Origin of the sequence: Paucibacter sp. XJ19-41, assembly GCF_028462495.1 — a bacterium.
Classification (GTDB): Bacteria; Pseudomonadota; Gammaproteobacteria; order Burkholderiales; family Burkholderiaceae_C; genus Roseateles_E.
Genome location: NZ_JAQOWX010000032.1, coordinates 18,820 through 31,409 on the forward strand (window position 1 = coordinate 18,820; position 12,590 = coordinate 31,409).

The window sequence follows — 12,590 nt, forward strand, 5'->3', positions numbered from 1 at the left end:
GCTCAGCCGGCGGTGATGAAGGCGGGGGGCGGCGGGCTGCCTTCGGAGAGCGTGAAGATCTCGTAGCCGGTCTCGGTCACGAGCACCGTGTGTTCCCACTGGGCCGACAGCGAGCGGTCCTTGGTGACGATGGTCCAGCCGTCGCCGGTCTCGCGGATCTCGCGGCGGCCGGCATTGATCATCGGCTCGATCGTGAACACCATGCCCGGCACCAGCTCGTCCAGCGTGCCGGGGCGGCCGTAGTGCAGCACCTGCGGTTCTTCATGGAAGACCTGGCCGATGCCATGGCCGCAGAACTCGCGCACCACCGAGAAGCCGGCGTTCTCGGCAAAGGTCTGGATCGCGTGGCCGATATCGCCCAGGCGCGCGCCCGGCTTGACCTTGGCGATGCCCTTCCACATGGCCTCGTAGGTGAAGGCGCACAGGCGCTTGGCCGCGATCGAGCCCTCGCCGACGACGAACATGCGGCTGGTGTCGCCATGCCAGCCGTCCTTGATCACGGTGACATCGATATTGACGATGTCGCCGTTCTTCAGCGGCCGGTCGTTCGGAATGCCGTGGCAGACCTGATGGTTGATCGAGGTGCAGACCGACTTGGGATAGGGCGTGTAGCCCGGCGGGCAGTAGTTCAGCGGCGCGGGGATGGCCTTCTGGACATGGACGATATGGTCGTGGGCCAGTTTGTCGAGCTGCTCGGTCGTGACTCCGGGCTTCACATGCGGGGTCAGCATGTCAAGCACCTCGGAGGCCAGGCGTCCGGCAATGCGCATGGCTTCGATATCGGCGCCGGATTTGATCGTGATCGTCATGCGCGGATTATCTCAGACCGCTTTTACCTCTCACGCCGTCCAGGCAATCAGGCCGCTCCAGGCCGTGGCGAGAATCACGATGCCGAACACGATGCGATACCAGGCAAACACCTCGAAGCTGTGGCTGGCGATATAGCGCAGCAGCCAGCGCACGCAGATCCAGGCGCTGACGAAGGAGAACAGCAGGCCCACGCCGAACATCGGCGCATCGCTGAGCGCCAGCAGCGCACGGTCCTTGTAGAGGCTGTAGGCGCCGGCGCCGATCAGGGTCGGAATGGCCAGGAAGAAGGAATAGTCGGTCGCGGCCTTGCGCGACAGGCCGAACAGCATGCCGCCGATGATGGTGGCGCCCGAGCGGCTGGTGCCCGGAATCATCGCCACGCACTGGGCCAGGCCCACTTTCAGGGCGTCCAACGGCGTCATGTCGTCGACATGCTCGATGCGCACGACGGCCTGCTTGCGCCGCTCGGCCCACAGGATCACGAAGCCGCCGACGATCAGCGCGATCGCCACCACGGTGGGGGTGAACAGATGGGCCTTGATCGCCTTGCCCAGCAGCAGGCCCAGGATCACGGCCGGCGCGAAGCCGACCGCCACATTGATCAGAAAGCGCCGCGAACGTTCCTCGCTGCCCAAGCCGATGGCCACCTCGCGCAGGCGCTGCCAGTAGACCAGGATGACCGCGAAGATCGCGCCGGTCTGGATCGCGATGTCGAAGACCTTGCTCTTGGCGTCGTCGAAACCGAGCAGGGCGCCGGCCAGTATCAGGTGGCCGGTCGAAGAAATCGGCAAAAACTCGGTCAGGCCTTCCACCACACCCATGATGGCGGCCTTGATCAACAGCACTGCGTCCAACACTCACTCCCTGCTTGATTGGGCCCGCATGATAACGGCGCCCCATGACAGCGCCGCTTGCAAGAACGGGGCCCGGACAAGCCGCGATTGACCGGCGGATAGCTGCTGCGTACATTACTGACCAGTCAGTCAGTACAAGCCGCATGCCGCCGTCCCCCGCCCCGACCCCCTCCGCCAGCCCCCGCCAGCGCCGCAAGGAAGCGCGGCCGCAGGAGCTGCTGGAGGCCGCGCTGGCCCTTTTCATCGAGAAGGGCTTTGCCGCCACGCGCTCAGAGGAGGTGGCCGCGCGCGCCGGCGTGTCCAAGGGCACGCTGTATCTCTACTACCCCAGCAAGGAAGAGCTGTTCAAGGCGGTGGTGCGGGCCAATCTGGCCAGCCATATCGCCGAGGGCATGCAGATCGCCGCCCAGCACCAGGGCAGCATGGCCGAGCTGCTGGCGCTGGTGCTGCGCGAATGGTGGCAACGGGTCGGCCTGGGGCCGGCCGGCGGCATCAGCAAGATCATGATGGCCGAGGCGCGCAACTTCCCGGAGCTGGCGCAGTTCTATCTGGACGAGGTCATCGTGCCGACCCATCAGCTGCTCGGCGGCCTGGTGGCGCGCGGCATCGCCAGCGGCGAGTTCCGGCCGGTGCCGGTGATCGAGACCGTGCAGGTGCTGATCGCCCCGATGCTGCAGATGGTCTTGTTCGAGCACTCCTTCGGGGCCTGCCAGATGCTGAGCCCAGCGCTACAGCCCGAGGCCGTGCTGGCCGTGCAGCTGGACCTGATGCTGCGCGGGCTGCTGAGCCAGCAGCCCGGCAGCCAAGCCAGGGACAGCGAGCGATGACAGCGGGCCGCAAATTCAAGCTCCTGCTGATGGGCCTGGCGCTGCTGGCGCTGGTCCTGGTGCTGCTGTCGCGGCGCGACAGGCCGGCGGCGCCACCGGTGGTCGCGAGGAGCGGCGCGGTGCTGGAACTGGGCGCGCTCGATGTGGCCAGCGCCACGCGCCAGCGCTTTGCGCGCAGCCTGGCGCTGTCGGGCGGCTTGAAGGCGCTGGACCTGGCCCTGGTCAAGGCCAAGGTGGCGGCCGAGCTGAAGACGCTGACGGTGCGCGAGGGCGACCCGGTGCGCGCCGGCCAGCTGCTCGGCGAGCTGGACGCCACCGAGCTCGACTGGCGGCTGCGCCAGGCCGAGCAGGGCGCGGCCGCCGCCAAGGCTCAGCAGGAAATTGCCCGCCGCACGCTGGACAATAACCGCGCTCTGGTCGGCCAGGGCTTCATCTCGGCCACCGCGCTGGAGTCCTCGGCCTCCGGCGAGGCGGCGGCCCAGGCCAACTGGCTGTCGGCCCAGGCCGCGGTCGAGCTGGCGCGCAAGGCCCGCGCCGATGCGCGGCTGATCGCGCCGATCAGCGGCCAGGTCTCGCAGCGCCTGGCCCAGCCTGGTGAGCGGGTGCCGCTGGACGGCCGCATCCTGGAGATCGTCGATCTGAGCCGGCTGGAGCTGGAAGCGGCGGTGCCGGCCGAGCAGATCGCCGGCCTGCAGATCGGCGCGCTGGCGCAGCTGCAGGTCGAGGGTCAGGACTTGCCCGTGCCGGCCACGCTCTCGCGCATCAACCCGGCCGCCCAGGCCGGCTCGCGCGCGGTGCTGCTCTATCTGCGGGTCGAGCCCAAGCCGGGGCTGCGCCACGGCCTGTTCGCGCGCGGCAGCCTGGTGCTGGATGCCCGCGAAGGCCTGGTGCTGCCGGCCGATGCGCTGCGCATCGACAAGGCGCGGCCCTATGTGCTGCTGGTGCGCGAGGGCCGGGTGCTGGCGCAGACGGTGGAGCCGGGCCGCAGCGGCGAGGTCGACGGGCAGCCGGTGATCGAGATTGTCGGCGGCCTGGGCGAGGGCGCCCAGGTGCTGCGCGGCGCGACCGGCCAGGTGGCCGAGGGTACGGTGGTCAAGCTGATGCCGGCCGCCGTGCGCTGACCGCCCATGTGGTTCACCCGCGTCTCGATTCAGAACCCGGTGATGGCCGTGATGGTCATGCTGGCCTTTGTCGTGCTGGGCCTGTTCAGCTACCAGCGCCTGTCGGTCGACCAGTTCCCGAATATCGACTTCCCGACCGTGGTCGTGCAGATGGACTATCCGGGCGCCTCGCCCGAGATCGTCGAGAGCGAGGTGACCAAGAAGGTCGAGCAGGCGGTCAACACGGTGGCCGGCATCAGCACGTTGACCTCGCGCAGCTACGAGGGCAGCTCGGTGGTGATCGTCGAGTTCAATCTCGATGTCGATGGCCGCAAGGCGGCCGAGGATGTGCGCGAGAAGGTCGCGCTGATGCGACCCACGCTGCGCGACGAGGTCAAGGAGCCGCGCATCTCGCGCTTTGATCCGCAGAGCGTGCCGATCTTCAATGTCGCTGTGCTGTCGACCGATGGCTGTCCGGCGCCGGGCCGCCCCAAGCCGGACGCGCCCCCTCGGGGGGCAGGCATCGCCAGCGATGCCGTGGGGGCTTCATGCCTAAGCACCCAGGAGCTGACCACCTGGGCCACGCAGGTGCTGCAGAAGCGGCTGGAGAATGTGCGCGGCGTCGGCTCGGTCAGCGTGGTCGGGGGGCTGCAGCGCCAGATCCAGATCCAGCTGCGGCCGGCCGCGATGGAGGCGCTGGGCATCACGATGGAGCAGGCGCTGGCCGCCGTGCGCAGCGAGAACCAGGAGCTGCCGCTGGGCAATATCCGCTCGGCCGTGCAGGAGCGGGTCGTGCAGATCAATGCGCGGCTGAAGCGCCCCGAGGATTTCCGCGACATCGTCGTCGCGCGCAAGAACGGCGCCTCGATCAAGCTCTGGCAGATCGCCGATGTGGTCGATGGCCCGCAGGAGATCGAGAGCCTGGCGCTCTATAACGGCCAGCGCACGGTGCTCCTGAGCGTGCAGAAGAGCCAGGGCGAGAACACCATCGCGGTGGTCGACGGGCTGCAGCGCGCGCTGGCCGAGGCGCAAAGCCTGCTGCCTGCGGGCCTCAAGACCGAGGTCAATCGCGACAACTCGCGCGCCATCCGTGTCTCGGTGGCCAATGTGCGCCAGACCCTGATCGAGGGCGCCGCGCTGACGGTGCTGATCGTGTTCCTGTTCCTGAACAGCTGGCGCTCGACCGTGATCACCGGCCTGACGCTGCCGATCGCGCTGATCGGCACCTTTCTGTTCATGTACCTCTTCGGCTTCACGATCAACAACATCACGATGATGGCGCTGAGCCTGTGCGTGGGCCTGCTGATCGACGATGCCATCGTCGTGCGCGAGAACATCGTGCGCCATGTGCAGATGGGCGCCAGCCCCAAGCAGGCGGCGCTGGACGGCACGCAGGAGATCGGCCTGGCGGTGCTGGCGACGACGCTGTCCATCGTCGCGGTGTTCCTGCCCATCGGCTTCATGGGTGGCATCGTCGGCAAGTTCTTCCACGAGTTCGGCATCACCATCGTCGCGGCGGTGCTGATCTCGATGTTCGTCAGCTTCACGCTGGACCCGATGCTGTCCAGCATTTGGCACGATCCGGCCGCCCATGGAGGCCATGGCGGCCCGCCGGTGACGCTGTACGACAAGACCATAGGCCGGGTGACCGGTGCCTTCGAGCGCTTCACCGACTGGCTGTCGGCGGGCTATCAGACAATCCTGGCCTGGTCGCTGGCCCACAAGGGTCTGACCCTGCTGGTGGCGCTGGCGACCCTGCTGCTGAGCTTTGCGCTGCTGGGCGGTCTCGGCAAGGAGTTCGTGCCCAAGGCCGATCTGTCCGAGACGCAGGTCAATTTCTACACCCCGGTCGGCTCCTCGCTGGAGGTCACCGAGGCGCGCGCCCGGCAGATCGACGCGCTCTTGCGCGAGCTGCCCGAAGTCCGCTACACGGTGACGACGATCAACAGCGGCTTCGCGGCCGGCAAGATCTATGGCGCGATCTATGTACGGCTGACGGATCGCAAGGACAGACAGCGCAGCGTCAACGATCTGGTCACGCCGCTGCGCGACAAGCTCGCAACGATACCGGGCATCACGGTCACCAATATCGGCCAGACCGATCTGGGCGGCGGCAAGAGCCTGCAGTTCTCCATCCAGGGCGCCGACCTGAAGGAGCTGGAGCGCCTGTCCAAGAGCGTGATCGCGCGGTTGCAGCAGATCCCCGGCCTGGTCGACCTGGACAGCACGCTCAAGCCCGACAAGCCGACCGTGGCCATCGAGGTCAAACGCGAGGCCGCCGCCGATGCGGGGCTGAATGTCAATGCCTTGGCGGGCTCGCTGCGCACCTGGCTGGCCGGCACGACGGTGGGCAACTGGCGTGCGCCCGATGGCGAGAACTACGACGTGCTGCTGCGACTGGCGCCCCAGGGGCGTGACAGCCTGGCCGATCTGGCGCAGTTGCCCATCCCGGTGGCGCCGGCCGCCGACGGCGCGGCGCGGGTCGTGCGCCTGTCCCAGGTGGCCGAGATCCGGCCCTCGACCGGCCCCAACCAGATCAACCGCCGCGACCTGAACCGCGAGATCACGATAGACGCGAACGCGCTGGGCCGCAGCTCGGGCGAGGTCTCGGCCGATATCAAGAAGGTGCTGGACGACACCGCCTTCCCGCCCGGCTACCGCTACAGCTTCGGCGGCTCGACCAAGAATATGAACGAGTCCTTCCAGTACGCGGTCGGCGCGCTGGCCCTGGCCATCGTCTTCATCTACATGATTCTGGCCAGCCAGTTCAAGAGCTTTCTGCAGCCGCTGGCGCTGATGAGCTCGCTGCCGCTGACGCTGATCGGTGTGGTGCTGGCGCTCCTGGCCTTCCGCTCGACCTTGAATATGTTTTCCATCATCGGCATCGTGATGCTGATGGGTCTGGTGACGAAGAACGCGATCCTGCTGATTGATTTCGCGATCCGCGCCCGCGAGGGCGAGCATGGCCACGGGGTTGACAGCGAGCCGATGGGCCGCGAGGCGGCCCTGCTGCGCGCCGCCCAGGTGCGGCTGCGGCCCATCCTGATGACGACGCTGGCGATGATCTTCGGCATGGTGCCGCTGGCTTTTGCGCTCAGCGAGGGCTCGGAGCAGCGCGCGCCGATGGGGCAGGCGGTGATCGGCGGGGTGATCACCTCCTCGCTGCTGACCCTGGTGGTGGTGCCGGTGATCTATTGCTATCTGGATGATCTGTCGCAGTGGGCGCGGCGGCGCTGGCAAGGCCAAAGCGTGGCGCCGCCGAAATAGAATCCGCGCTGCAGTCAGAAAGACCGTCTTCGAGGAACCTTATGAACGTCGAACAAGCCCGCTTCAATATGATCGAACAGCAGATCCGCCCCTGGGATGTGCTGGACCAGGGCGTGTTGTCGCTGCTGGCCCTGGTCAAGCGCGAGGACTTCGTGCCGCCGGCCCATCGGGCGCTGGCCTTTATGGACACCGAGATCCCGCTGCCGCACGGCGGCGCGATGCTGGCGCCGCGGGTCGAGGCCCGGCTGCTGCAGGAGCTGAAGGTGGCGCGCCACGAGAAGGTGCTGGAGATCGGCACCGGCGCCGGCTATCTGACGGCCCTGCTGGCCCACAAGGCGCAAAGCGTGATCAGCCTGGAGGCCGATGCCCAGCAGGCCAAGCTGGCGACCGAGACGCTCAAGCGCAACGGTGTCAGCAATACCAAGGTGCGCGAGGGCCATGGCGCCCAGGGCCTGGCCGCCGAGGCGCCGTTCGATGTGATCCTGCTGGCGGGCTCGGTGGCCGAGGTGCCGCAGGTTCTGCTGGACCAGCTCAAGCCCGGCGGCCGGCTGGTGGCCATCGTCGGCGAGCTGCCGGTGATGCGTGCCACGCTCTACACCCGTTCGGGTGCGGGCTTCAGCAGCACGGTGCTGTTCGACACCGTCGCGCCGCGCCTGCCCGGCTTTGCCGAGCACACCGCTTTCTCGTTCTGAGCCAGCGCATGCCGCAGCAGCTGTCGATTGAAGCCGCGCGGGCGCTGTGCGCCGGCGCGGCGTCCGGCCAGGCGCCGCTGCTGCTGGACGTGCGCGAGCCCTGGGAGGCTGCGCTGGCCAGCATCCGGCTGGACGGGGTGGCCAGCAAGCTGATGCCGATGGGGCAGGTGAGCGCCCGGCTGGCCGAACTGGACCCGGCGCAGCCTGTCGTCGTTTATTGCCATCATGGCGTGCGAAGTCTGCAGGTCGTCGCATTCCTGGAGCGTCAGGGCTTCGAGTCGGTCTATAACCTCGCCGGCGGCATTGACGCCTGGTCCTGCGAGGCCGATCCGTCCGTGCCCAGATATTGACCCTAGCACCCGAAGTGCCGGCCCAGGCCTTCACAAACACTCATCGCAAGCCAAGGAAGCCTCATGTTCGCTGATCAGAAAATGAAGAAGAAGACAAGCCCGCATTCGCGCATGAGTTCTTCATTGACCCGACTGTCACTGTGCGTGGCCCTGGCTTTCGGTGCTGCGGCCAGTGCCCAGGCGCAAAGCCTGCTGGAGCTCTACGAAGCCGCGCGCGTCTATGACGCCGGCTATCTGGCCGCCCGGGCCCAGGCCGACTCGGCGATCTACAAGGCCGAGCAGGCCAATGCGCTGGACCGGCCCACGCTGGGTCTGGGCGTCAGCGGCACGCATCTGCAGAGCGATCCGCCGACGGTCTATGGCGCCGGTGGCGCCAAGGTGGCCGGTGACCGGGTCGGATCGAGCACGGTGCAGGCCGGCCTGCGGGCCAACTATGCGCTGTACAACCGCAGCAACAAGATCACGATCGAGCAGGCCAAGCGCGGGCTCAATGTGGCCCAGGCCGATCTGGAGATTGCCGAGCAGGACCTGATCGTGCGGGTCTCGCAGGCCTATTTCGATGTATTGGCAGCCGGCGATGTGCTGTCGACGACACGGGCCAGCAAGGCCGCCATCGCCGAGCAGCTGGCCTCGGCCAAGCGCAATTTCGAGGTCGGCACCGCCACCATCACCGACACCCGCGAGGCCCAGGCCCGCTTCGATGTGGAAAGTGCCCGCGAGCTGGCGGCCGACAACGATCTGCGCATCAAGCGCATCACGCTGGACCAGATCGTCGGCCGCTCCGGCGTCGAACCCAAGCCGCTGGCCGTGCCGGTGGCGCTGCCGGCCGTGACGCCCTTGACGGTGGACCCGTGGGTCAACCAGGCCGACGAGCTTCACCCCCAGGTGCGCAAGGCCCGGCTGGGCCTGGATGTGGCGGGCCTGGAAGCCGACAAGGCGCGGGCGGCGGACGGCGTGACGGTGGACCTGAGCGGCAATCTGGGCGTCAGCAATGCCCGCGGCCGCGGCGCGCAGCTGCCCGGCACGGGCGGGCAGGGCTCGGTCGCGGTGGAGATGAATCTGCCGCTCTACACCGGTGGCTACAACAGCAACCGCATCAAGGAAACCCTGGCGCTGCAGGAGCGCTCGCGCAATGACCTGGAGTTTGCCCGCCGCACGGTGGCCGAGGGCACGCGCCGCGCCTTCTTCGGCGTGCAGTCGCTGGCCGCCCAAGTCAAGGCTCTGGAGGCCGCCGAGTCGTCCAGCAAGCTGGCGCTGGAAGCCACCCAGCTGGGCTACAAGGTCGGCGTGCGCGTCAACCTCGATGTGCTGAACGCCCAGAGCCAGCTCTATGCGACCCAGCGCGACCTGGCCAAGGCCCGCTACGACGTGGTGCTGACCGGCCTGCGCTTGCGCCAGGCCGCTGGCCAGCTGCGCCCCGAGGATGTGGCGGCGGTCAACACGCTGCTGTCCAAGTAAGAAGGCCAGGCCCTCAGGCCTGGGGACTGCGCCGGCGCCGCTTCGCGGTGGCCGGCGTTTGCTTGTCCGGTGCGGCTGAGTTGGCCGGGGCGAGCAGCGGGGCCGGGCGCAGCGGCGCGTTCTCGCGCACGCTCTTCAGGATGATGGCGGTGGAGGTCTCGGCCAGCGCGCAGTAGCGCTGCAGCACCTGCTCCAGATGGGCGACATCGCGCACCGCGATCTCGAGGATCCAGCTGTCCTCGCCGGTCACATTGAAGGCGGTCAGCACCTCGGGGCTGGCCTCGACCGCCTGGCGCACCCGTGCCTCGTCGGCCCGGCCCACCCGTATCACCGCACGGATCGCATAACCGAGGCGGGCGCTGTCGACCACGGCGCGGTAGCCGCTGATCACGCCGACCTCCTCGAGCCTGCGCACCCGCTCGGTGACGGCCGGCTGGCTCAGGTGCACACGCCGGCCCAGCTCGGCCATGCTGAGGCGGGCATCGGCCTGCAACTCGGCCAAAATGCGGCTGTCATGGTGGTCCAGCGTGTAGTCCATTGATTTGCAGGTCAAATGCTTGAATGTCCTGCAAGTTTAAGGCTTTGGTCCTTTTGAAGCGTCAGTTTCATCTTCAAGCCGGCGTACCAATTCCCTAGCATTGCCAGCCATGGACAACAGCAACACCCTGAGCCGCAGCGGCGGGCTGAGCCCCCGCGTGATCGCCTGCCTGGCCGCCACCTGGCTGGTCTGGGGCTCGACCTATCTGGCCATCAAGTACGCCTTGCTGAGCTTTCCGCCCTTCTTCCAGATGGGCACGCGCTTCCTGGCCGCCGGTGTCTTGCTGGCCGCATGGATGCGCTGGCGCGGCGCGGCCTGGCCGGGCCCGCGCCAATGGCTCAATGCGCTGCTGGTGGGCAGCCTGATGCTGGGCGGCGGCATGGGGGGCACGGCGACGGCCGAGCAGACCGTCGGCTCGGGCCTGGTGGTCGCCTTCATCGCGGTGATGCCCTTGATGATTGCGGCGCTGAACCTGCTGTGGCGGGTGTTGCCCAGCCGGCTGGAGCTGGCCGGCATTGTCGTGGGCCTGTTCGGCGTGCTGATGCTGACCCAGGGCCAGGGTTTCGGCGCCTCGCCGCAGGGCCTGGTCGCGATCACGACGGCCTGCGCCTGCTGGGCGCTGGGCAGCGTCCTGTCGCAGCGCGGCTTTGCGCTGGCGGCCGGGCCTATGGGTTTTGCCAGCGAGATGCTGGCCGGCGGTGCGGTGCTGATGCTGTTGAGCCTGTTCAGCGGCGAGACTCTGAGCCTGCCGCTGCGCGGCGAGGCGGTCTGGGCCTGGCTGTATCTGGTGGTGTTCGGCTCGCTGATCGCCTTCAACGCCTATATGGTGCTGCTGGCCGAGGCGCCGGCCGGCCTGGCGTCGAGCTACTCCTTCGTCAATCCGGTGATCGCGATGCTGCTCGGGGTGGTGATCGCCGGCGAGGTGGTCAGCGGCTATGAGTGGCTGGCGGCCCTGGTGGTGCTGGTCGGCGTCGTGCTGCTGCTGCGCGGGCGCAAGGCCTGACCCCCGTCTGCGCCACCGGCGCCGAAGCGGGCAAAATGGCGCCAAGCTTTATCTGCTCTCGCCCGCCAAATCGCTGGACTACGACACCCCGGTCGCCGCGCCGCTGCTCAAGCTCGCCACCGAGCCGCAGTTCCTGCCCCAGTCCAAGGCCTTGATCAAGGTCTTGAAGACCAAGACGGCGGCCGATATCGCCGCGCTGATGGACCTGAGCCCGGCCCTGTCCGAGCTCAATGTGAACCGTTACCACGCCTGGCAGCCTCGCTTCACCGAGGCCAATAGCAAGCCGGCGGTGCTGGCCTTCAACGGCGATGTCTATGACGGTCTGGACGCCAAGAGCCTGGCTGTCGAGGACCTGCAATGGGCGCAGCAGCATCTGGCCATCCTGTCCGGGCTGTACGGCGTGCTGCGGCCGCTGGACCGCATGCAGCCCTACCGCCTGGAGATGGGCACGAAGCTGGCCACCGAGCGCGGCAGCCATCTGTACGGCTTCTGGGGCGACACGCTGGCCGAGCATCTGAATGCGCGCGCGGCCCAGCAGCAGGTGCCGGTGATCGTCAATCTGGCGTCGCAGGAGTATTTCAAGGCGGCCGATCGCAAGGCCTTGCAGCCGCGCGTGATCGAATGTCAGTTCGAGGACTGGAAGAACGGCCAGTACAAGATCATCAGCTTCTTCGCCAAGCGGGCGCGCGGCCTGATGGCGCGCTATGCGATCACGCGGCGCATTGATACGCCGGTCGGCCTGAGGGACTTCGATCTCGACGGCTATGTCTACCAGGCCGAGCTGTCGACGCCCGAACGCCTGCTGTTTCGCCGCCGCCTGGGCTGAAGAGGCCGGAGTCCACCATGAGTGCCCAGACCATCACGCCCGAGCTGCAGCGCTGGATCGTCGAGCAGGCCAAGGCCGGGCTGACGGCCGAGCAGGTGCTGCAGGCCATGCTCAAGAGCGGCTGGGACGAAACCGTCGCGGCCCAGGCGCTGGCGCAGAGCGTCGCCGGTTTCGTGCCGGGCCAGGGCCTGGTCCTGCCGGTGCCCAGCGCTGTGCCCGAGCCCGATCTGAGCGGTGCGCCGCCGCTCTTGAATGCCGGCGACCGCACGGTCGGCGTGCTGGTCAGCCTGCAACTGCCGCGCCTGCTGGTGTTCGGCGGCCTGCTGTCCGACGAGGAGTGCGATCTGATGCGTGCGGCGGCAGCCAGCCGCCTGGCCCGCTCGGAGACGGTGGCGGCCTCGGCCGATGGCAGCGAGGTCAATGCCGCGCGTACCAGCGAGGGCATGTTCTTCGAGCGTGGCGAGAACGAGATCTGTCGGCGGGTCGAGGCCCGCATCGCCCGGCTCTTGAACTGGCCGGTCGAGAACGGCGAGGGCCTGCAGGTGCTGCGCTACCGGCCCGGGGCCGAGTACCTGCCGCACTACGACTACTTCGACCCGCGCCACACCAGCACGCCGCCCATCCTGCAGCGCGGCGGCCAGCGGGTCGCCACCTTGGTGATGTACCTGAACACGCCCGAGCAGGGCGGGGCGACGATCTTTCCCGACATCGGCCTGGAGGTCGCGCCGATCAAGGGCAATGCGGTGTTCTTCAGCTATGACCGGCCGCACCCGATCACGCAAAGCCTGCATGGCGGCGCGCCGGTGCTGGCCGGCGAGAAATGGGTGGCGACCAAATGGCTGCGCGAACGGCGCTTCGAGTGAGC

At 68.0% G+C, this 12,590-nt stretch carries 12 protein-coding genes; 9 read left to right on the forward strand and 3 right to left on the reverse strand.

All coding sequences use genetic code 11. From position 1 onward, the window contains the following. Positions 1 to 2: 2 nt before the first annotated feature. On the reverse strand, positions 3 to 809 hold the full coding sequence (gene map, locus PO768_RS10660; RefSeq protein WP_137942423.1) for a type I methionyl aminopeptidase: 807 nt from the start codon (positions 807 to 809) through the stop codon (positions 3 to 5). A gap of 30 nt (positions 810 to 839) precedes the next feature. After that, complete coding sequence (locus PO768_RS10665) at positions 840 to 1,664, reverse strand: undecaprenyl-diphosphate phosphatase (RefSeq protein WP_272646054.1); 825 nt, start codon at positions 1,662 to 1,664, stop codon at positions 840 to 842. 143 nt (positions 1,665 to 1,807) lie between these two features. Here PO768_RS10665 and PO768_RS10670 point away from each other — a divergent pair, with 143 nt between their 5' ends. The 6 genes from PO768_RS10670 (at position 1,808) to PO768_RS10695 (ending at position 9,358) form a co-directional block, all read left to right on the forward strand. Further along, positions 1,808 to 2,491, forward strand: coding sequence for a TetR/AcrR family transcriptional regulator (locus tag PO768_RS10670; RefSeq protein WP_272646055.1), 684 nt, complete (start codon positions 1,808 to 1,810; stop codon positions 2,489 to 2,491). Beyond that, on the forward strand, positions 2,488 to 3,612 hold the full coding sequence (locus PO768_RS10675; RefSeq protein ID WP_272646056.1) for an efflux RND transporter periplasmic adaptor subunit: 1,125 nt from the start codon (positions 2,488 to 2,490) through the stop codon (positions 3,610 to 3,612). The genes PO768_RS10670 and PO768_RS10675 overlap by 4 nt, the downstream gene beginning before the upstream one ends. A 6-nt stretch (positions 3,613 to 3,618) precedes the next feature. Continuing rightward, the gene (locus PO768_RS10680) at positions 3,619 to 6,858 is read left to right on the forward strand and encodes an efflux RND transporter permease subunit (protein WP_272646057.1); all 3,240 of its coding nucleotides are present in this window, start codon (positions 3,619 to 3,621) and stop codon (positions 6,856 to 6,858) included. A 41-nt stretch (positions 6,859 to 6,899) separates the two neighbouring features. Continuing rightward, positions 6,900 to 7,550 carry a protein-L-isoaspartate O-methyltransferase family protein gene (locus tag PO768_RS10685; RefSeq protein WP_272646058.1) on the forward strand — a complete coding sequence of 217 codons (651 nt, stop codon included), beginning with the start codon at positions 6,900 to 6,902 and terminating at the stop codon, positions 7,548 to 7,550. An 8-nt stretch (positions 7,551 to 7,558) separates the two neighbouring features. Further along, positions 7,559 to 7,900 (forward strand): rhodanese-like domain-containing protein, encoded by a 342-nt coding sequence (locus tag PO768_RS10690; protein WP_137942429.1) that lies wholly within the window; start codon positions 7,559 to 7,561, stop codon positions 7,898 to 7,900. 81 nt (positions 7,901 to 7,981) lie between these two features. Continuing rightward, on the forward strand, positions 7,982 to 9,358 hold the full coding sequence (locus PO768_RS10695; RefSeq protein ID WP_262968098.1) for a TolC family outer membrane protein: 1,377 nt from the start codon (positions 7,982 to 7,984) through the stop codon (positions 9,356 to 9,358). Positions 9,359 to 9,371: 13 nt separating this feature from the next. Here PO768_RS10695 and PO768_RS10700 read toward each other — a convergent pair whose 3' ends face one another. Next, complete coding sequence (locus PO768_RS10700; RefSeq protein WP_262968133.1) at positions 9,372 to 9,896, reverse strand: Lrp/AsnC family transcriptional regulator; 525 nt, start codon at positions 9,894 to 9,896, stop codon at positions 9,372 to 9,374. Between the two features lie 109 nt (positions 9,897 to 10,005). Here PO768_RS10700 and PO768_RS10705 point away from each other — a divergent pair, with 109 nt between their 5' ends. The 3 genes from PO768_RS10705 to PO768_RS10715 are packed head-to-tail and all read left to right on the forward strand — an operon-like array spanning position 10,006 to position 12,588. Then, positions 10,006 to 10,899, forward strand: coding sequence for an EamA family transporter (locus tag PO768_RS10705; protein WP_272646059.1), 894 nt, complete (start codon positions 10,006 to 10,008; stop codon positions 10,897 to 10,899). A gap of 7 nt (positions 10,900 to 10,906) precedes the next feature. Beyond that, positions 10,907 to 11,725: a peroxide stress protein YaaA gene (gene yaaA / locus PO768_RS10710; RefSeq protein ID WP_272646070.1), complete on the forward strand. Its 819-nt coding sequence runs from the start codon at positions 10,907 to 10,909 to the stop codon at positions 11,723 to 11,725. A gap of 17 nt (positions 11,726 to 11,742) precedes the next feature. Next, positions 11,743 to 12,588 (forward strand): 2OG-Fe(II) oxygenase, encoded by an 846-nt coding sequence (locus PO768_RS10715; RefSeq protein ID WP_272646060.1) that lies wholly within the window; start codon positions 11,743 to 11,745, stop codon positions 12,586 to 12,588. Positions 12,589 to 12,590 lie beyond the last annotated feature (2 nt).

Bases quoted from the DNA above. Each gene is read 5' to 3' on its own strand.
- PO768_RS10695 (WP_262968098.1), top strand. From the start codon at position 7,982: ATGAAGAAGAAGACAAGCCCGCATTCGCGCATGAGTTCTTCATTGACC.
- PO768_RS10670 (WP_272646055.1), top strand. From the start codon at position 1,808: ATGCCGCCGTCCCCCGCCCCGACCCCCTCCGCCAGCCCCCGCCAGCGC.
- PO768_RS10705 (WP_272646059.1), top strand. From the start codon at position 10,006: ATGGACAACAGCAACACCCTGAGCCGCAGCGGCGGGCTGAGCCCCCGC.
- PO768_RS10680 (WP_272646057.1), top strand. From the start codon at position 3,619: ATGTGGTTCACCCGCGTCTCGATTCAGAACCCGGTGATGGCCGTGATG.
- PO768_RS10690 (WP_137942429.1), top strand. From the start codon at position 7,559: ATGCCGCAGCAGCTGTCGATTGAAGCCGCGCGGGCGCTGTGCGCCGGC.
- PO768_RS10715 (WP_272646060.1), top strand. From the start codon at position 11,743: ATGAGTGCCCAGACCATCACGCCCGAGCTGCAGCGCTGGATCGTCGAG.
- PO768_RS10675 (WP_272646056.1), top strand. From the start codon at position 2,488: ATGACAGCGGGCCGCAAATTCAAGCTCCTGCTGATGGGCCTGGCGCTG.
- PO768_RS10685 (WP_272646058.1), top strand. From the start codon at position 6,900: ATGAACGTCGAACAAGCCCGCTTCAATATGATCGAACAGCAGATCCGC.
- PO768_RS10700 (WP_262968133.1), bottom strand. From the start codon at position 9,896: ATGGACTACACGCTGGACCACCATGACAGCCGCATTTTGGCCGAGTTG.
- map (WP_137942423.1), bottom strand. From the start codon at position 809: ATGACGATCACGATCAAATCCGGCGCCGATATCGAAGCCATGCGCATT.